The organism is Streptomyces sp. x-80, assembly GCF_046549095.1.
GTDB classification, from domain to species: Bacteria; Actinomycetota; Actinomycetes; order Streptomycetales; family Streptomycetaceae; genus Streptomyces; species Streptomyces celluloflavus.
This window is the reverse complement of the sequence record NZ_JAJPWM010000005.1, coordinates 107177-124800: the sequence shown is the minus strand read 5'-3', so window position 1 is coordinate 124800 and position 17624 is coordinate 107177. Positions and strand designations below refer to the sequence as shown.

The window sequence follows — 17624 nt, the reverse complement described above, 5'->3', positions numbered from 1 at the left end:
AGCTGCGGAAATGGGTATGACCTCCAGGAATCCTTCCTTTCGGGTCTCCCGGAGCCGCACATGATTCATTCCGAACCCCAGCCCGGCGACATAGGGCTCACCCAGATACACGGCAAGGTCGGCCGGCTGATCCGCGTCGGCCAGTGGCTGAACGGCAACGGCTTCGCCGACTACCAGCACGCCTTCCTGGTGCTGCCCGACGGACAGCTGCTGGAAGCGGAGCCGGGCGGGGCGCGCGTCCGCCCGCTCGACTCGTACGCGGACACCGACGTGTTGTACGTCTGTCCGCCGGAATACTCGCCGCAGCACCGCGCGGACGTCTGTGCCGCGGCCCTGAAGTACGTCGGGGTGCCGTACAGCTTCCTCGACTACCTGGCGATCGCCGCCCACCGCATCCATCTGAACGTCCCGCGGCTGCGTCACTACGTCGCCGCCACCGGACACATGATCTGCTCCCAACTCGTCGACAGGTGCTTCCAGGACGCCGGGATGCGTCTCTTCGACGACCGCCGCTGGCCCGGCTATGTGACGCCGCTGGCGCTGTACCAACGGCTGGCCGACTGACATCGCGCGCGATCTCGACCGCGTCCGGATCACCCGGCGGACCGCCACCGCCCCGGCGCGCAGGCGCGCTGCGGTCAGGACAGCAGAGCCCATGGTGTTCTCCAGTTCTGTGGTATCCGTGGTTGCAGCCCGGGTCGGTGTGGCGGGTTTCATGGGGTGCGGGGCAGCGCTCGAACCGCCAGGCGGACGCATACCGCTGCGAGCGGAAGTTCTGCGAACAACGCCATGACCAGCGTCGCGCGCAGTTCGCTCCCGCTGGCCGCGGTCATCGTGTCGAACCAGGCGTCGACGGTGAGCAGGGCGGCCGTCGCGGCGGCGGCCGGTGCCAGTCGCCGGTCCCCGCGGGTGGCCAGCAGCCCTGTGGTGATCAGGCCGACCGCCTCCAGCGCGTCCAGACCCACCCAGGCGGCGGACCAGTGCGAGGCACGGAAGGTGGTCGGCAGGCTGGTGGCCAACACGACGAGCCACGGCAGCAGCGCCACCCCGCAGCCGGCCAGGACAAGTCCCCGCCGTCGGCCTGGAAGGCGGTCCGGACGACGGCGCTGCGGGCTGGGGGGCGATCCCGTGCGCGGGCCATGCGGCCTGTGTATGCCGCGCTCGGCGTCCGGCTCCGGGAACAGTTCGATGATTTCCTGCACGCCCTTCAGCCTGAGCCGCACAGCGATCACAGTCAGTAATGCCGGGTTCCGTTCTCAGGGTGGTGCCAGCTTCACCATCGATCCGGATGCACGGTGCATGGCATAGCCCTCACCTGGCGTTTTACCGTCGAGCCATGACGATTCCCCGGGCGCTGCGGCGCAGAGTTGTTCGGGTCCGGCGGGACACCGGTTTCTTGGCGGTCGGGATTCCGCTGCACCTTGCGCTGGTGCCGTTGTGGAGCTGGATGGCGGGTGTCGTGAATTCGGGGGCGTGGCCGGTGCTCCCGCTCCCGTTTGTGCTGATCTTGCTCGGTGTGCTTGTGCTCACCGCTGTGCAGCGACGCCGTTACCGGGTGCTGCTGGGAGTGGAGATCCTCCGGCTGCCGGCCGCGCGCGAGCAAGGGTGGCTGAGGCGCGCTCTGCGGTGGCTGTCCGTGGCCCAGACCTGGCGGCAGGCCGGATACCACCTGCTTGTCGGTCCGCTCCTGGCTGTGGTGGAGCTGGGGGTGCTCGCCGCGTGGGTCGCGGGCCTTGCTGGCGTCACCGTCAACGGGTGGGCCTGGATGTTGCCGGTCCAGGTTCGCCTGGACTATGTCGACTACGCGACCCAAGCGGTGTACTACACCGCGGCCGGCGTGCTGCTGCTGTGCGCCGCACCCTGGCTGACCGGGCTGGTGCCCCGCGCCGAGACCCGGATCGCGCTCGCGCTGCTCGGGACCAGCCGCTCCCAGCAGCTTCAGCAGCGTGTCGAGCACCTGTCCGAGAGCCGCACCGACCTGATCGACGCGGTCGATACCGAACGCCGCCGCATCGAACGCGACCTGCACGACGGCACCCAGCAGCGCCTGGTCTCCCTCGCGGTCAACCTGGGCCTGGCCAAGGCCAACCTCACCAACCTGCCGGACGAGGCCCGCACCGTGATCGACGAGGCGCACCGCGAGGCGAAGGAGGCCATCGCCGAACTCAACGACCTGGTGCGCGGCCTGCACCCGGCCGTCCTCGAAGACCGCGGGCTGGACGCGGCGCTGTCCGGGCTGGCCGCCCGGGTACCGATCCCGGTACGGCTGCGAGTCGACCTGGAGGAGCGAGCGGCGCCCACCGTGGAGTCGGTCGCCTACTTCGTGGTCTCCGAGGCACTCACCAACGTCACCAAGCACGCCCGCGCCGCCCGCGTGGACGTCACTGTCAAACAGATCGGGAGAATGCTGCGGGTGAACATCACCGACGACGGGATCGGCGGCGCCGACACCTCCACCGGCAGCGGACTGAGCGGGCTGGCCAAACGGGTCGGTTCCGTCGACGGCACCTTCCACATCAGCAGCCCGGTCGGGGGCCCGACCACCATCGCCGTGGAGCTGCCATGCGAGCCGTGATCGCCGAGGACTCACTGCTGCTGCGCGTCGGGCTCGTCAAGGTCCTGGAAATGGCCGGCTTCGAGATCGCCGCCGAAGTCGGCGACGCCGAAGCCCTGCTTGCGGCCGTCGAGGAACACCGGCCCGGGCTGGCCCTGGTCGATGTCCGCATGCCACCCGGCTTCACCGACGAAGGCGTGCGCGCCGCGCTGGTGATCCGTAAGCAATGGCCGCAGACCGCGGTGGTACTGCTCTCGCAGTACGTCGAGGAGCGGTATGCGGCCGACCTGCTGACGGCCGACACCAGCGGCGTCGGCTACCTGCTCAAGCAACGCGTCGCCGACGTGGAGGAGTTCGTGGCTTCCGTTCGGCGGGTTGCGGCCGGGGGCACGGCACTGGATCCACAGGTGGTCGCCCAGCTGCTCGTGCGCCGCCGCAGTGACCCGCTCGATCGGCTGACGCCACGCGAACGGGAGGTACTCGCCCTGATGGCCGAGGGACGCTCCAACACCGGGATCGCCGAGGCCCTGGTCGTCAGCGACAGCGCAGTGGCCAAGCACATCAACAACATCCTCGCCAAACTCGACCTGCCCGCAGCCGACGCCGACCACCGGCGCGTTCTCGCCGTCCTGAGATTCCTCGGCGCTTCCCCGACCTGACCGACCCGCCGCCCGCACCCCTGCCGCCGTTCGGCCCAGCAGACCGGCAAGCCAACAAACGACGTCTCGCGGACACCGAGCCACGTGGAAAGCGGCCCCGCGGGTGGCTCTCCTTCTCAATGCCCCGGTGGCTCCGGAACACCCTGTCGAAAACAGGAGAGGAGACTGTCAGCGCCCGACGCCGACCAGACCTGGCGCCGGCATGTTTGCCTGGGTCATGCCCCCAGATCCTCCGTCACGGGCAGGCACTCGGCGAGCAGGTCGACGACGTCGCGCCAGGCTCGCTGCGCGTGCCGTGGGTGGTAGCCGACGCCGGGGCGCACCGTGTGGTCGACCGGCGGGTGGTGGAAGGCGTGCAGGGCTCCGCCGTACACCACGAGGCGCCAGTCGACGCCCGCGGCCTGCATCTCGGCGGCGAACGCGTCCCGTTGCGCGGGCGCCATGATCGGGTCTTCCGAACCGACCCCGGCCCACACCGGGCAGCAGATGCGCGCCGCCTCGCCCGGCCGGCCCGTGATCAGCCCGTTGACTGTCGCGATCGCGCGCAGGTTGACGCCGTCGCGCCCGAGTTCCAGCCCGACGGCGCCCCCGGTGCCGTAGCCGACGGCGGCGATCCGGTCGGGGTCGGTCCGCGGTTCGGTGCGCAACACGTCGAGCGCCGCGTGGCCGATGCCCCGCATCCGGTCGGGGTCGGCGAGCAGCGGCATGCAGCGGGCCAGCATCTCCTCGGGGTCCCCCAAATAGCGCCCACCGTGAAGGTCGAAGGCCAGCGCTACATATCCCAGCTCCGCGAGAGCATCGGCCCGGCGGCGCTCGACGTCGCTGAGCCCCGTGCCCTCTGGTCCGAGCAACACCGCGGGCCGGCGGTCGATACCGGCCGGGAGCGCGAGGTGCCCGATCATCGTCAAACCGTCCGCCGGGTACTCGACCGTACGCGTCGTAATCGCCGTCATGAGACTGGACTGTAGTGATCGCCGAGCCCGGCCCGGCCGGTGTTCCGCCGCTGGCAGAACAGCGCGCGTGTCCCGCTGAAATGCGGGGGCCAAGCCATCAGGGCTTCGAGATCATCTCGTTGCGCCTTTGGCGCGTACCTCAGTCACACCCCAACCCGTCGGCTACTCCGCCGGCGGGCGCCACGTCCCCCTCCGGTTCCCGCGATGCCACCCCGAGAATCCGCGAACCCGTCGGCTTGCAACCGGGGGAGACCTGCTCTCCTCCCTGGCCGCCCAGGGGATCGCACCGGCGGACGTGACCGACGTGGTCTTCACCCACCTGCACGACGACCACACCGGCTGGGCCACGCGGGACGGCGTGGCCGTGTTCCCCGAGGCGACCTACCGCGTGCACCAGGCCGACCGGGAGCACTTCGTCACCGGTGAGAAGGCGTCGCCCAGCGCGGTCGAGAAGCTGACGCCGCTCGGCAACCGCCTGGAGCTGTTCGACGCCGACTTCACGGTGGCGCCCGGTCTCGACGCCCGCCACGTGCCCGGCCACACGCCCGGCTCCACGGTGTACGTGATCTCCTCCGGCGGCCGCCGCGCGCTGCTCCTCGGTGACGTGGTGCACTCGGTGGTCCAGTTCAGCGAGCGTGACTGGGAGGTGGTCTGGGACGTCGACCCGGTCGCCGCCTCGGCCGTGCGCAACCGCATCGCGGACGAGGCCGCCGAAACGGATGACCTGCTCGTCGGCGCCCACTTCCCGGACATGCGCTTCGGACGGATCATCGCCGCCGACGGCAACCGCCGCTTCGTCGCCGTGTAGCGCCGCCGTGACGCACGCGACCCGGGGCTCGGTGTTCGAGCCCCGGGTCGGTGGGTGAGCGGGTGTCAGACGCTCTTCAGGGTGCCGTCCTTGACGCCGGTGACAAACGCCGACCAGGCCCCGCCCTGGAACACGAGCGCCGGACCGAGCGGCTGCTTGGAGTCCCGTACGGGAACGATGCCGGGGAAGTCGTCGGCTACTTCGAGGCAGTTGCCGCCGCTACCGCCACTGTGGGTGGATTTACGCCACTGGGCTGCACCCGGGAAGTCCTGGCCGACTTCGAGGCAGTTACCGCCGTCGCCCCCGCTGTGGGTGGACTTGCGCCACTGGGCTGCGCCCGGGAAGTCCTGTGCCACTTCCAGGCAGTCACCGCCGCTACCGTCGCTGTAGCTGGACTTGCGCCAGTGGGCGGTGCTCAGGACGCTCGGATCGAACTCACTGCTCATGGGCAAATGCCTCCGCTGCTGACTCGATCAGGGCCAGGGACGCTTCCGGTGACAATGCGATGGCCCCGACCAGATCGTAGGTCAGTTCGTAGCGGGCTACCGATGCCGGATCGTCCAGCAACTGGCCAGTGCCCAAACCGTGAAGATAGGCCAGTGGCGGCGCGTCGTTGAATGCCATCAGCTTCAAGCCGCCTCCCAGCGCTATGTGCGAGCCCGCTGAGAACGGCAGTACCTGCACGATGATCCGATGCCGTCGGATGAGTGACGCGATATGCCGCAGCGCCTCCGCCATCACCGCCGGGCTGCCAACACGCCGACGCAGCACGGCCTCGTCAAGCACGGACCAAAACATCGGGTTTGTTGGGTCGTCGAGGAGTTGCGCCCGCTCCAGTCGAGCCGATACCAGCTCGTCGATTTCTTCTTCCGGCGCCGTCGGGTGGTACGCACGGAAAACGGCCCGTGCGTAAGCCTCCGTCTGGAGCAGCCCAGGGATCAGCAGCGGCGCGTACTCCTTGATGGTCACCGCAACCGCCTCGGCCTCGGCGGCCTCCGCAAAGTGATCCGGGTACTTCGACTTCGTTGCTGCCCCGCAGTTTCGCTCGAAGTAGCCGTCCGTCTGGAGGATCTCGTCTATCTGGATGGCGTACTCCAACTGCATCCGCCTGGTCCCCGCCTCCAACTGGCCGATGAACGACCCACTGACGAAAAGAGGGCTGCCCAATTGCTCTTGGGACAGCCCTGCCTTCTCCCGCTGGTGGCGTAGTTCGGCCCCGAGCATTGCGCGGGGTGATGAGGACGGGTCGAGTTTCTTTGGTCGGGTCATCGCAGCAACTCCCTGTAGCACACGTGCGGTTGTTGGGTCTGCGCCTCTGTCCAGATTAGCGGGGAAGCGACCACGCTGTGTGTGCAAGGCAAACACTCAGCGTGGAAGAACTCGGCGTGGAACAACTGAGCGTGGAAGAAGTCGGCGTGGAAGAACTCGGTGTGGAACGTATGGAGGGTGCGGCGATGGTGAGGGCGACGACGGCACGTGAGCGGGTACGGGCGGCGGAGGCGGCGGCGACGGAACTGGGTTCCGTACTCCGGGCACTGGGGATCACGCTGCCGTCGCTGGGCATCGATCCGGTGTCGCTCGCGAGCAGTTCCATGGCGCCGCTGGTCGAGCTGGGGCGCTGCAATCTCGCCACCGCTCATCGGCTCGCCGAGGTGCTGGCCACCTGTGTGCCGGGCGGTCCGGGGAGCGGGGCGCCCGGCGGCGCGGCGGGCCGTACGGGGGGCGGCGCGCAAGGTGGTGGGCAGGACGGGCCGCAGCACGGTCCACGGGGGCAACGGCCGTGATTCCGGAGCGCGGCAGCTACGTCATGGACGGGCGGGACGGGCGGATCGGGCTGGTCATGGGCCATGAGGGGCCGTACGTCCAGCTGCGGCCGCCCGGGGGTGGCAAGGAGTGGGACTGCCCGCCGTACGCGTTGCGCGCGGCGCCGCCGACGGCCCTGCTGACGGCCCGGATCAAGGAGCTGAACTGGGAGAGCCGGATGCCGTGACGGGCGTCCCGCCGGGTGGGGCGGCGCCGCGTATCCGGCGGCGGTGCCCCACCCGGCGGTGACGGGCGGGCGTGCGTACGGTCAGACGCCCGCGGGCTAGGAGCCGGCGCCCGGCCGGTCGGGCGCCGGGGCGGGGCCGTGGCCGGTGGCGGGGTCGGGGGTGGCGGAGCCGGGCGGCGGGGTGGCTGCGGCGGGCTCGGGGGTGGCGTTGAGGTCCGTCAGCATCTGCTTGCTGAAGCCGAAGAAGTACGTGGCCAGGAAGCCGATGACATAGCCGACGAGCAGGCCGAGGGCGTAGATGGTGATCGTGGTGCCGATGGCCTGGTTGCCCTTGACCAGCGGGAAGAGGGCCCAGCCGGAGGGGCCGATGGCGGTGGAGCCGACGGCGTCACCGAGCTGGTTGAACAGGCCCACGAAGCCGCCGCCGAAGGCGCCGCCGATGCAGGCGGTGATGAAGGGGCGGCCGAGGGGCAGCGAGACGCCGTAGATCAGCGGTTCGCCGACGCCCAGGAACCCGGCGGGGAGCGCGGACTTGATGGTCTTGCGCACCGAGCCGTTGCGCGGGAGGCGGAGGTAGACGGCGAGGGCCGCGCCGACCTGGCCCGCGCCCGCCATGGCGAGGATGGGCAGCAGGACGGTGTAGCCCTGCTCCTGGATGAGGGTGGTGTGGATCGGGATGAGGGCCTGGTGCAGGCCCAGCATGACCAGGGGGAGGAAGAGCCCGCCGAGGACGAAGCCGGCGAAGGCACCGCCGGTAGCGAGGAGCCAGGTGGCGAAGGTGCCGATCGCGGTGGAGACCGTGCCCGCCACGTACATCAGGCCGAAGATCGTGACCAGGCCGGAGAGCAGGACCGTGAGCGTCGGGGTGAGCAGGACGTCCAGCGCCTCGGGCACCCACCTGCGGCACCACTTCTCCACCTGGACGGCGAGCAGCGCGGCGGCCAGCGCGCCGAGCACACCGCCCTGTCCGGGCGAGAGCTTCTGGCCGAAGGCGGTGATGTTGGCGACGCCCGGGAAGACGATGATCGCGGCGACCGCGCCGCCGAGGACGGCGGTACCGCCGAACTCCTTGGCGGTGTTGTAGCCGACGAAGACGGCGATCAGCGACATGAAACCGGAGGCCATCGCGGCGAGCGCCGGGACGACCGAGGGCAGCCAGCCGAGGTTCGTCAGCAGGCCGTTGATACCGGCGACGATGCCGCAGCCGATCAGGGCCGGGATCAGCGGGACGAAGATGTTGGCGATCCGGCGCAGGAAGAGCTTGACGGGGGTGGCGTTCCGGGCCTTCTGGCGGGCCTTGAGGGCGGCGCCCTGGGCGGCGAGTTCCTCGGCGCTCGGGGCGGTGGTGTGCGGGGGAGCGGGGGAGTCTCCCGGGTGCGGGCCTCCCGGGGCGGAGCCGTCGGGGGTGGCGGCGGCCGATTGGCCGGCGGTGGCGCGCGCCTCCTCGACCAGCCGCTCGAACTCGGGGGTGACCCGGGCGACCGTCCCGGGGCCCAGCACGATCTGGTACGTGTCGTCCTCGACCACGCCCATGACGGCCGGCAGCGCCTTGAGCGCTTCGTCCTGGACCATGGAGCGGTGCTTGATACCGAGGCGGAGCCGGGTCATGCAGTGGGCGATGGAGGTGACGTTACGGGCGCCGCCGACGAGGGGGAGGATCGCGGCGGCGGTGGCGCGGTTCTTGTCTTCGGACATGTGCGGTGCCTTGCTGTGCGTGCAATGAGGGAGCTGGGGATCAGGTGGTCCGGGCGGCCTGGAGGGCGGCGCGGAGGTGGCCGTGCGAGTCGGCGAGGAGGCGGGCCGCGGCGGGCCCGTCGACCTCACCGAGGAGGGTCAGGATGGCGTTCTTCACCTCCCCGTCCGTCGCGGCGAGCGCGGCCTCGATCTCGTGGTCGGGGGCGCCGGTGGCGAGCGCGACGATGCGGCGCGAGCGGGCGCGCAGCTTCTCGTTGGAGGCGCGGACGTCGACCATCAGGTTTCCGTAGGTCTTGCCCAGCCGGATCATGGTGATGGTCGAGACCATGTTGAGCACCAGCTTCTGCGCGGTGCCGGCCTTCAGCCGGGTGGAACCGGTGAGCAGCTCGGGGCCGACGACGACCTCGATGCCGTGGTCGGCGGCCGCGGCCAGTGCCGAACCGGCGTTGCAGGACAGGCCGACGGTCAGCGCGCCCTGGGCGCGGGCGTGCTCGACCGCACCGATGGCGTACGGGGTGCGGCCGGAGGCGGAGATGCCGACGACGGTGTCCCGGTCGGTCAGGCCGAGCGCGGTGAGGTCCGCGGCGGCCAGCTCCTTGCTGTCCTCGGCGCCCTCGACGGCGGTGACCATCGCGGACGGCCCGCCCGCGATCAGCCCGAGCACCTCGCCGGGGTCGGTGTTGAACGTCGGCGGGCATTCGCTGGCGTCCAGCACCCCGAGCCGGCCGGCCGTACCGGCGCCCGCGTAGATCAGCCGGCCGCCGTCGGCCATGCGGGCGGCGGCGCCGTCGATGGCGGCGGCGATCTGCGGGAGCTGCTCGGCGACGGCGGCGGGGACGGTGGCGTCCTCGTCGTTCATCGTCCGGGCGATCTCCAGGGTGGAGCGCCGGTCGATCTCGGCCAGCTCGGGCCGGAACGCCTCGGTGGTGAGCGTGTCCAGCTGGGCGCGGAGCTGGGTGTAGTCGGCGGTGGAAGTCATGGCGTGGCGGGCTCTTTCCGGACTCGTACGGCTGGGTGGCTCTGGGTGGGCGGTCAGCGTCGTGGTGCTGGTGGTGGCGTGTGTGAGGTGCGGCGGGCGGTCAGGGGTCGGGAATCGGCGGTCGCGGGCCGGCGGTCGGTTCAGCGGCCGGAGCGTGGGGCGTGGCGGTGGGCGAGGGCTTCGTAGGACGCGGAGAGGGCGGGGGCCGCGGTCTCGTACGTACGCTGCGCGACGCCTATGAACAGGCAGTCCACGACGAGGAGCTGGCTCGTCCGGGACGACATGGCGGCCGGTCGCAGCTCGCTCTCGCGGGCGGTGGAGGTGGTCAGGATGAGGTCGGCGTAGGAGGCGATCTCGCCGTCCGGGCGGCCGGTGATCGCGATCGTCGTCGCGCCGTGGTCGAAGGCGACCCGCAGGGGCTCTATGACGTCGGTCGTCCGCCCGGAGTGGGTGATCGCGATGGCGACGTCGCCGGTGCGCAGCTGCACGGCGTTGGTCACGGCGAGGTGCGGGTCGGCGTGCGCATGCGCCATCAGGCCGATGCGCAGCAGCTTCTGCGCGAGGTCCTGGCCGACGAGATTGGAGGCCCCGATGCCGTACACATCGATGCGGCGGGCCGCGGCGAGGGCGCCGACGGCCGCTTCGAGCTGGGTGACGTCCAGCCCGGCGGCGGTGTCGGCCAGGCACTGCTGCTCCTCCTGGGCCAGCTTCGCGACGACGTCGGTGAGGGAGTCGTCGACCGCTATGTCGGCGGTCACGACGGGTGCGCCGCCGGCCGCCTGCTGCGCGGCGAGTGCGGCGAGTGCCAGGCGCAGATCGCGGTAGCCGGGGTAGCCGAGCAACCGGGAGGTGCGCACGACGGTGGCCTCGCTGGTGCCCGTGCGCTCGGCGAGGCCGGTGACGGTGAGGGCGGCGCAGCCCGCCGGGTCGCCCGCGACGGCCTCGGCGACCCGCTGCATGGAGCGGGTCATGGTCGGACCGAGGGTGCGGACCTTGGCGGCCAGCGCGGCGGGGGCGGGCGGCGCCGGGGCCGGCCGGGGCTCGATGGACACGTCCTTGAAAGTTTCCTTCACGCTGCTGCTCACGACTGAAAAGTAATTTCAGCCATGCTCTCGCGTCAACCCTCTTCGTGAGACCTGTGGACAGAGCGCTCCGCCCGCCCCGGCCTGTGGACAACGCCGATGCCCGGCCGGGGCCGCGAGACAATGGACGACATGAAGCTGGAACAGGCATTGCACGCCGCGCGGGCCCTGGTGCTCGCCGACCTGGTGGCGGACGAGGTCGCCGACGCCGACATCGTCTCGCTCGTCGAGGACGCGGTGGCGCACCGCAGATGGTGGGTGGAGCAGTGGCCTGATGGCGCGGCATTCGTCGCGGGGCTGGTGGCCCAGGACGTCCAGGACGCCCTCCTGGACCGGTACGGCCGCTGGCCGCTCTGCCCGGTGTGCACCGAATCCGGCGATCCGCACGCGCTCGAAGTGGAGCCGGAGTTGGGGCCCGATCCGCACTGGGTCTGCCCGAAGACGGCGACCGCGGTGGCGCGCGTGGGCCGGCTCGGTATGCCCGTAGAGGGCTGACATGACGAGCCCCGCCATGACGGTCCCCGCGGCGCCTCCGGAGGGCTGACGTGGCGATCTACATCGATCCGCCCACCTGGCCGGGGCACGGCCGGATGTGGTCGCACCTGGTCAGCGACGCCTCCTTCGACGAGCTGCACCACTTCGCGGCCGGTATCGGCACACCCCAGCGGGCCTTCGAGCGCGACCACTACGACCTGCCCGCGGAGCGTTACGGCGCCGCGGTCCGGGCCGGGGCGGTGGAGATCGGCAGCAAGGAACTCGTCCGCCGCCTGACGGCCGCCGGCCTGCGCCGCCCGAAGCACCGGCCGCCGCCGGAGGTGTGACGGCGGCGGCCCGGGGCGTGCCCGGCACCGGACCGGCATGTCCGGGGGAGGCGCAATGGTCCGGTCCCGGGCACGGGCACACTCGGCCACGGTCTCCGGGGCGGCGGCGCCCTTGTGCGGCCACCGCCGGCCCCTGCGAACCGTTACCGACCCCATGAAGTCGTCCCGGCCACCTACCGGGCGGCGGCCAGCGCGGTCACCTCAGATCTGGCCGCGGCCGGCGAGTTCGCGGCCATCGGCCGGAAGCCGGCCAGGTGATACGGGTCACCAGGGCCGCAGCCGGCCCGCCAGGTTGGCCACGTCTGCGGCGTCGATCCGGCCGACTGCTCTTCGCGCTCACCTTCACCATCGAGGAGGGCCGGATCACCGAGTACGACGTGATCGCCGCTCCCGCGCGCCTCCGGCGACTCGGCCTCGCCGTCCTCGGCTGACGGCCGCCTTGCCGGACGGTCGCCTGGACCGGCAGCCCGCCTCGGCCGACGGAGGAACGGGACCGACGCCGAGGGCGGTGGCCGGAAAGGAGCCGTCCGGACGCCTGGTACCGAACGCCGGACCGGGCCGTACGACGGTCAGCGCACCTCCGCGCACTCCGGGACGCCGGCTGGTGCCGCCGACGAGGCGACGATGCGGGAGGTCCGGTCCGAGCGGTGCAGCCGGAAGGCGATGAAGGTGGTGAGGACGGCCACCGCTGCCAGGGCCGCGCCGGTCCATGCCACCGACTGATAGCCCCAGCCCGCGGAGATCGTCAGGCCGCCCAGCCAGGGGCCGAGGGTGTTGCCGATGTTGAAGGCGGCGGTGGTGGTCGCACCGGCCAGCGTCGGTGCGGCGTTCGCCACGTTGAACATCCGGGCGTTGAGCGCCGGCGCGGTGGTGAACGCCGTGACGCCCAGCATCAGCGAGAGCGCGATGGCGGCGACCGGGCTCTGCGCGGTCAGCGCGAGGACGGCAAGGACGACGGTGGAGGAGGCGATACCGGCGAACAGCGTCCCGAACAGATGGGCGTCGGCGATCCGTCCGCCGACGAACGTACCGATCAGCGCGCCGACGCCGAAGAGCGCGAGCACCGTCGGCACCCAGCTCTCGGCGAGCCCGGCGGTCTCGGTCAGCAGCGGCGACAGGTAGGAGAACAGGGCGAAGACGGCCGCGCCGTTCATCGCGGTGGCGGTCAGCGCGAGCCAGACCTGCTTGTCCTGGTAGATGCGCAGTTCGCGGCGGAGCTGGGGGCGGTCGTCGCCGGTCGGCACGGCTGTCCGCGGCACCAGCGCGATCACCCCGACCAGGCCGACCGCGGACATGCCCGCCACCGCCCAGAACGCCGCCCGCCAGCCCGCGTGCTGGCCGAGCAGCGCACCGGCCGGGACGCCCGCGATGTTCGCGATGCTCAGCCCGCCGACCATCACCGCCATCGCACGGGCCCGCGCGGTCACCGGCACCAGCGATACGGCGACCGCCGCGCCGACCGCCCAGAACCCGGCGCAGGCCAGCGCGCTGACCACCCGCGAAGCGAACAGCACCCCGTACGAAGGCGCCAGCGCGCCCGCTATCTGGCCGAGGCCGAAGACGGCGAGCAGTGCGATCAGGGTCGTCCGGCGGGGCAGCCGCAGCGTGGCGGCGGCCAGTACGGGGGCGCCGACCACCATGCCGATCGCGAACGCCGAGACCAGCAGACCGGCCTGCGGAATGGACACCCCCAGATCGCGGGCGAGGGGCTGGAGGATGCCGGAGAGCATGAATTCGCTCGTACCGAGCGCGAAGACGGACAGGCCGAGGACGTACACGGCGACGGGCATACGAGTGCGTTCGGATGGTGCAGGCATGTCAGCAAGGAACAGCGGGCCGGACCACGGCATTCCAGGTCAGGGGCGTCGCGGCGAGTGATGTATGCCATGGACACCCGCCCCGGGACGGCCGCGGGCGGGGCGGCGGGCGCCGGTGCGGCGCGCCGTCGCGTGGCCCGGTGGCTCAGCCGTTGAGCAGGTCCAGTTCGGTGGCTAGGTTGCGGCGCGCGGTGTGCTCCCACCGGTCGCGGCCCAGCGGGGTCCGGAACAGGTGCGGCAGGGCCAGCAGTTGGCGCAGCACGGCGGCCCGGCCCGCGGCGAAGTCGGCGTCGGGCACGAACGCGTACTCCGCGCGGATCGCGGCGGCGTAGGCCGCGTACCGCTCGGGCGAACCGGCGAGCACGGCGAGGTCGGCATCGCACAGCACCTCGCCGTCCCGGTCCTCGGGTGCCGGGTCGTGGCTGACGGTGAGCCGCACCAGCCGGGCGACCTCGGCGGTCCGGGCCGCGCCGACGCCCAGCTCGGGCAGGGCACGCTCGGCCAGGGCGGCGCTGCGCTCCTCGTTCTCGGAGCGGTCCGGGCGGTAGACCGCGTCGTGGAACCAGGCCGCCAACTGGACGGCGGCCAGGTCGTCGGCGTACTCGGCGAGTTCGTCGACGCGGTCGAGGACCGCGGTCAGGTGCTCCACCGTGTGATAGCGGCGCTGCGGTTCGTTCCACCGGGCCAGGAGGTTGGCGGCGTACGGAGCGGGGTCGGCGCCCTCGGGGCCGCGGGCCGCGGCCACGGTGGCGGCCCAGCGCCGGTGCAGGGCCGGTGCCGGGTCGGTGGGGTGCGCCGTCGGGGACACGGGAGTCATACGGGCCATTGTGCCCCGGACGGCGCATTGCGCCCCGGAACGGACCCGGGGGCGGGACGGTCCGGGGCGGGGCGGCGGTGTCAGGTCTTGGGCTCGTCCCGGCACGACAGGGCGTCGATCGTCTCGACCCGCGGTTTGTAGTCGGTCTCCCAGGTGGCGTCCACCTTCGGGATGGACGGCAGGGACGTCGAGAAGTCGTGGCTCCAGGAATTGCTGGTGACGTACTTCCGCAGGGCGTCGCGCAGCCGCAGGCAGTCCTCGCGGTGGCCCTTGGCCATGGCGATGCCGTACTGGTTGGCGGAACCGAAGGTGATGCCGGGGATGACCTCGAAGTCCGGGTTCTCCTGAGTGATGCCGTAAAGGATCATCTGGTCGGTGGAGACCGCGTCGGCCTGTTTGCTCCGCAGGGCGTTGATGCAACTGGAGGCGTCTTCACGCTCGTTGACCGCGATCCGCTGGTCGCCCTGTTTGTCCAGGGTGGTCTTGGACGTCGTCCCGGGCCAGGTACAGACCCGCTTGCCGAAGAGGTCCTCGTATCTGTGTATCCGGTTGTCCTTCTTGCGGACCATGATGCCCTGGAAGGTGGCGGCGTACGGCCCCGCGAAGTCCAGCACCTTCATCCGGTCGGTGGTGATCGAGAACGTCGCGGCGACCAGGTCCTTCTTCTTGTCGGTGAGCACCGCCGTGCGGTCCTCGGACGGGACGATCCCGAAGTCCGGTTCGGCGCCCACCTCGCCCAGGACCTGCTGGGTGACGCTGATGTCGAAGCCGGAGAACTTGTACTTGTGCACCACCCCGGTGCCCGGCTGGTCGTTCTTCGCGCCGACCGAGACCCTGCCGTCCGCGAAGAGCGACGCCGGTCCGGAGGAGCCGCAGGCGGTCGCGGTCAGCGCGGCGACGGTGAGCACCACCGGGGCCAGCAGGGTGCGGTGGAGCGGGCGCCGGTGAGGCGGGCGTGACGGCCGCGGTGACCGGGTGGGGTGCGCCGGGTGCTCCTCGTGCGCTGAGCGTGCTGAGCGTTCTGGGTGCGCTGGGTGTGCTGGATGAGCTGGGTGCGCTGGGTGCTCCTGGCGGTCCTCTGCCGTCGGCTTCATGGGCGTGCGTCCCCGTTCTCGTTCTCGTGCGCCAGGTGTCGGGTGTCGGTCGTCGGGTGTCAGTCGTCGTGCGTCAGGTGTCGTGCAGGACCGCGCGCGTGGTCCGGACGTCCATCCGGCAGCCGTGGGCGGTGTGCAGGGCCAGGTGGATCTCCACGCTGCTCGTCTGCGCGCCCAGGGTGAAGTCGACGGTGCCGCCGGGCCTGAGGTCCGTCTCCTGGGCCTCGACGCCCGAGACGAGCAGCGCGACGGTGGCCGAGGTGTCCTGGACACAGGTCGGACCGGCCGGGTCGTGGTCCGTGACGGCCAGTGTCAGCCGCATCGCGTTGCGCGGTTCCTTGAGGGCGGGGGCGTCGAGGCGCAGCGTCAGCGCGTTGTGCGGGCCGCCGTCCAGCGGCTGCCGGCCCGCCAGGCGCAGCTGGCCGGTCACATCGATCTCGCGGTGCGCGACGGCGTCCTGGAACGCCAGCCAGCCGCCGACGGTGGAGAGCACGGAGACCAGGGAGAGGGCGGCGATGACCGAGGTGTGGCGGGGCTTGCGGATGAGTACGCGGATGACGGCCGTGGCGAGGGCCAGTCCGGCCAGGGAGCCCCACTCGGCGAACCGGCCGACCGGTCCGGCCGGCCGCAGGCTCGCGGCGATCACCAGAGCGGCGCAGGCCAGCAGCAGCGGCAGCCAGCGCGCGCTCGGGTGCATCACCCACTTGATGATCACGTTCTTGATGTCGTTGGCCGCGATGGAGTGGTCGCCGTGTGTCGTCGGGCTGTTGTGGGTCTCGCCGCCCCCGGGGCGGGTCATCTGCCGTCCTGGGTGGGCCCGCCGCCCATATGGATGTTTCCGTGGATCTCGACGGCGGCGATGGAGCCCTGGCCGGTCGCGGTAGGCGTGTTGTGGACGATCCGGATGTCCGTGGCGGAGGACAGTCGCGAGACGTGATCCACCAGGTGGGCGGCGTCGCGGTGGTCGGCGGGGTCCGCCAGCCAGGCGGTCACCGCGGCGGACAGCAGCGCCCGCTCCTCGTCGTCGAGGCGGGTGAGCAGCCTGTCGAGGGCGTCGGCGCGGCGCACGTCGAGGAGTGGCTGTGCGGCGCCGCCGCCGAGTTCCGTAACGCCGGGCTCGTCGCCCTCGTCGGGTGCGCCGCGGTGCAGCAGCCGGCGGAAGAAGCCCTCGCCCGCCGTCACGGCGCGGTCGGCGATCCGCTCCTGGGCGGCGGTGACCACGGAGGCGCCGAGGCTGTTCGCTGCCAGCGCGAGATATGGAGCGATTTCGGCGGACACGGTCGCCAGGTCGGACATTTCGGCTCTCCCCCCGTTCGTGGGTCGCGGTGAAATACCACAACACCCTTACCGGAAAGGCGTGTTACCCGCCCGGGTGGCAAACCACACCCATTCTTCCGTGGGGTTTGGCGGCGGAGGGAACGGGGGGACGGGGGTGGCGTGCCGCAAAGGCAGGGGTGGTTTCCGGCCGCGTCCGGCATCGTTATGGCCCACGAATTGCTGACCAGCCCTTACGCTGGATATTGGACTAGACCTGTTGTCTGCTCGGCCTCGCGTCTCGTCTCGGTTCTATGCGTTTCGGTCGTCGTCGAAGGATTGGGGTCACATGAGCAAGCACGCACTCCTGGAGGTGATCGCGCTCGGTCCGCAGGACGCGATCGCCGCACAGGCCGGCGGAGCCGATCGCCTGGAACTGGTCACCGATATGGCGGCCGACGGGCTCACGCCGCCCCGGGCCGCCTTCGCGGCGATCCGGGCGGCCGTCGACATTCCGCTGCGGGTGATGCTGCGGGCCGCCGACGGTTTCGCGGCGGGCGATGTGGCGGCGCTGTGCGAGGACGCCGCGGCGCTGCGGGCGGAGGGCGCCGACGAGTTCGTCCTCGGCTTCCTGACGCCCGACGGGCGACCGGACCTGGACGCCGTACGGGCGCTGGCCGAGGTGATCGACGGCTGCCGCTGGACCTTCCACCGGGCCATCGACCGGGCCGCCGACCGGGACGCGCTGCGCAAGGAACTGGCCGCGTTCGCCGCGCCCGCCGGTCCGGGCGGTCTCGACACCTTCCTGACGGCCGGTGCCGTGGCGGGGGTCGATACGGGGCTGCCGACACTGCTGGCAGAACAGGCCCGTACGGCGGCCGGCGAACCCGGCTACGCGCCGCGGATCCTGGTCGGCGGCGGGCTCACGCTCGGACAGCTGCCGACGCTGCGCGCGGCCGGCCTCGACGCGTTCCACATCGGCGGCGCGGCCCGCCCGGCCGGCTGGTCCGCCCCGGTGGACGCGGCGGCGGTACGGGAGTGGCGGGAGGCGCTGGACGGGGCGGTGGACGGAGCGGTGGCCGTGGGATAGGCCCGGCCGCC

Annotated in this window: 22 protein-coding genes; 10 read left to right on the top strand and 12 right to left on the bottom strand. The window is 71.7% G+C overall.

What is annotated here, in order from left to right; translation table 11 throughout:
• Positions 1-60: 60 nt before the first annotated feature.
• A complete protein-coding gene (locus ACLJWH_RS11200; protein WP_411141491.1) occupies positions 61-564 on the top strand; it encodes a hypothetical protein in 504 nt (167 codons plus the stop codon).
• Between the two features lie 149 nt (positions 565-713).
• Here ACLJWH_RS11200 and ACLJWH_RS11195 read toward each other — a convergent pair whose 3' ends face one another.
• Complete coding sequence (locus tag ACLJWH_RS11195; RefSeq protein ID WP_411141490.1) at positions 714-1223, bottom strand: hypothetical protein; 510 nt, start codon at positions 1221-1223, stop codon at positions 714-716.
• Positions 1224-1336: 113 nt separating this feature from the next.
• Here ACLJWH_RS11195 and ACLJWH_RS11190 point away from each other — a divergent pair, with 113 nt between their 5' ends.
• Together ACLJWH_RS11190 and ACLJWH_RS11185 are read left to right on the top strand one after the other, a co-directional pair.
• Positions 1337-2575, top strand: coding sequence for a sensor histidine kinase (locus ACLJWH_RS11190; RefSeq protein ID WP_411141489.1), 1239 nt, complete (start codon positions 1337-1339; stop codon positions 2573-2575).
• Positions 2563-3213, top strand: coding sequence for a response regulator (locus ACLJWH_RS11185; RefSeq protein WP_411141488.1), 651 nt, complete (start codon positions 2563-2565; stop codon positions 3211-3213). The genes ACLJWH_RS11190 and ACLJWH_RS11185 overlap by 13 nt, the downstream gene beginning before the upstream one ends.
• Positions 3214-3428: 215 nt before the next feature.
• Here the strand turns inward: ACLJWH_RS11185 and ACLJWH_RS11180 are convergent, their stop codons facing one another.
• The gene (locus tag ACLJWH_RS11180; RefSeq protein ID WP_411141487.1) at positions 3429-4166 is read right to left on the bottom strand and encodes a dienelactone hydrolase family protein; all 738 of its coding nucleotides are present in this window, start codon (positions 4164-4166) and stop codon (positions 3429-3431) included.
• 253 nt (positions 4167-4419) lie between these two features.
• Between ACLJWH_RS11180 and ACLJWH_RS11175 the strand changes: the two genes are divergently transcribed.
• Positions 4420-4974 carry an MBL fold metallo-hydrolase gene (locus tag ACLJWH_RS11175; RefSeq protein ID WP_411141799.1) on the top strand — a complete coding sequence of 185 codons (555 nt, stop codon included), beginning with the start codon at positions 4420-4422 and terminating at the stop codon, positions 4972-4974.
• A gap of 65 nt (positions 4975-5039) precedes the next feature.
• Here the strand turns inward: ACLJWH_RS11175 and ACLJWH_RS11170 are convergent, their stop codons facing one another.
• Together ACLJWH_RS11170 and ACLJWH_RS11165 are read right to left on the bottom strand one after the other, a co-directional pair.
• On the bottom strand, positions 5040-5420 hold the full coding sequence (locus ACLJWH_RS11170; protein WP_411141486.1) for a DUF397 domain-containing protein: 381 nt from the start codon (positions 5418-5420) through the stop codon (positions 5040-5042).
• Entirely contained in the window at positions 5410-6243 is an 834-nt protein-coding gene (locus ACLJWH_RS11165; RefSeq protein ID WP_411141485.1) for a helix-turn-helix domain-containing protein, read from the bottom strand. The genes ACLJWH_RS11170 and ACLJWH_RS11165 overlap by 11 nt, the downstream gene beginning before the upstream one ends.
• A 101-nt stretch (positions 6244-6344) precedes the next feature.
• Between ACLJWH_RS11165 and ACLJWH_RS11160 the strand changes: the two genes are divergently transcribed.
• Together ACLJWH_RS11160 and ACLJWH_RS11155 are read left to right on the top strand one after the other, a co-directional pair.
• Positions 6345-6758 carry a hypothetical protein gene (locus tag ACLJWH_RS11160; protein WP_411141484.1) on the top strand — a complete coding sequence of 138 codons (414 nt, stop codon included), beginning with the start codon at positions 6345-6347 and terminating at the stop codon, positions 6756-6758.
• A 23-nt stretch (positions 6759-6781) separates the two neighbouring features.
• Entirely contained in the window at positions 6782-6964 is a 183-nt protein-coding gene (locus ACLJWH_RS11155; RefSeq protein WP_411141798.1) for a hypothetical protein, read from the top strand.
• Between the two features lie 96 nt (positions 6965-7060).
• On the opposite strand, the gene ACLJWH_RS11150 is transcribed toward ACLJWH_RS11155, so the two are convergent.
• The 3 genes from ACLJWH_RS11150 to ACLJWH_RS11140 form a co-directional block, all read right to left on the bottom strand.
• Positions 7061-8659, bottom strand: a complete 1599-nt coding sequence (locus ACLJWH_RS11150; protein WP_411141483.1) for a PTS transporter subunit EIIC — start codon at positions 8657-8659, stop codon at positions 7061-7063.
• Positions 8660-8699: 40 nt separating this feature from the next.
• Positions 8700-9638 (bottom strand): N-acetylmuramic acid 6-phosphate etherase, encoded by a 939-nt coding sequence (murQ, locus tag ACLJWH_RS11145; protein WP_411141482.1) that lies wholly within the window; start codon positions 9636-9638, stop codon positions 8700-8702.
• 140 nt (positions 9639-9778) lie between these two features.
• Positions 9779-10723, bottom strand: coding sequence for a MurR/RpiR family transcriptional regulator (locus tag ACLJWH_RS11140; RefSeq protein WP_411141481.1), 945 nt, complete (start codon positions 10721-10723; stop codon positions 9779-9781).
• A gap of 129 nt (positions 10724-10852) precedes the next feature.
• On the opposite strand from ACLJWH_RS11140, the gene ACLJWH_RS11135 reads away from it, so the two are divergent.
• From ACLJWH_RS11135 to ACLJWH_RS11125, 3 genes are all read left to right on the top strand, one after another.
• Positions 10853-11215 (top strand): hypothetical protein, encoded by a 363-nt coding sequence (locus ACLJWH_RS11135; protein ID WP_411141480.1) that lies wholly within the window; start codon positions 10853-10855, stop codon positions 11213-11215.
• A gap of 50 nt (positions 11216-11265) precedes the next feature.
• Positions 11266-11541, top strand: coding sequence for a DUF4031 domain-containing protein (locus ACLJWH_RS11130; protein ID WP_411141479.1), 276 nt, complete (start codon positions 11266-11268; stop codon positions 11539-11541).
• 254 nt (positions 11542-11795) lie between these two features.
• A complete protein-coding gene (locus ACLJWH_RS11125; protein WP_411141478.1) occupies positions 11796-11972 on the top strand; it encodes a hypothetical protein in 177 nt (58 codons plus the stop codon).
• Between the two features lie 138 nt (positions 11973-12110).
• On the opposite strand, the gene ACLJWH_RS11120 is transcribed toward ACLJWH_RS11125, so the two are convergent.
• From ACLJWH_RS11120 to ACLJWH_RS11100, 5 genes are all read right to left on the bottom strand, one after another.
• On the bottom strand, positions 12111-13358 hold the full coding sequence (locus ACLJWH_RS11120) for a Cmx/CmrA family chloramphenicol efflux MFS transporter (RefSeq protein ID WP_411141477.1): 1248 nt from the start codon (positions 13356-13358) through the stop codon (positions 12111-12113).
• A 145-nt stretch (positions 13359-13503) separates the two neighbouring features.
• Positions 13504-14175 (bottom strand): hypothetical protein, encoded by a 672-nt coding sequence (locus ACLJWH_RS11115; RefSeq protein WP_411141476.1) that lies wholly within the window; start codon positions 14173-14175, stop codon positions 13504-13506.
• An 80-nt stretch (positions 14176-14255) separates the two neighbouring features.
• Positions 14256-15086, bottom strand: coding sequence for a transporter substrate-binding domain-containing protein (locus tag ACLJWH_RS11110; RefSeq protein ID WP_411141475.1), 831 nt, complete (start codon positions 15084-15086; stop codon positions 14256-14258).
• A gap of 256 nt (positions 15087-15342) precedes the next feature.
• Positions 15343-16068: a hypothetical protein gene (locus ACLJWH_RS11105; protein ID WP_411141474.1), complete on the bottom strand. Its 726-nt coding sequence runs from the start codon at positions 16066-16068 to the stop codon at positions 15343-15345.
• Positions 16065-16565, bottom strand: a complete 501-nt coding sequence (locus ACLJWH_RS11100) for a hypothetical protein (protein WP_411141473.1) — start codon at positions 16563-16565, stop codon at positions 16065-16067. The genes ACLJWH_RS11105 and ACLJWH_RS11100 overlap by 4 nt, the downstream gene beginning before the upstream one ends.
• A gap of 307 nt (positions 16566-16872) precedes the next feature.
• Between ACLJWH_RS11100 and ACLJWH_RS11095 the strand changes: the two genes are divergently transcribed.
• Positions 16873-17613, top strand: a complete 741-nt coding sequence (locus ACLJWH_RS11095; protein WP_411141472.1) for a copper homeostasis protein CutC — start codon at positions 16873-16875, stop codon at positions 17611-17613.
• Positions 17614-17624: the final 11 nt, after the last annotated feature.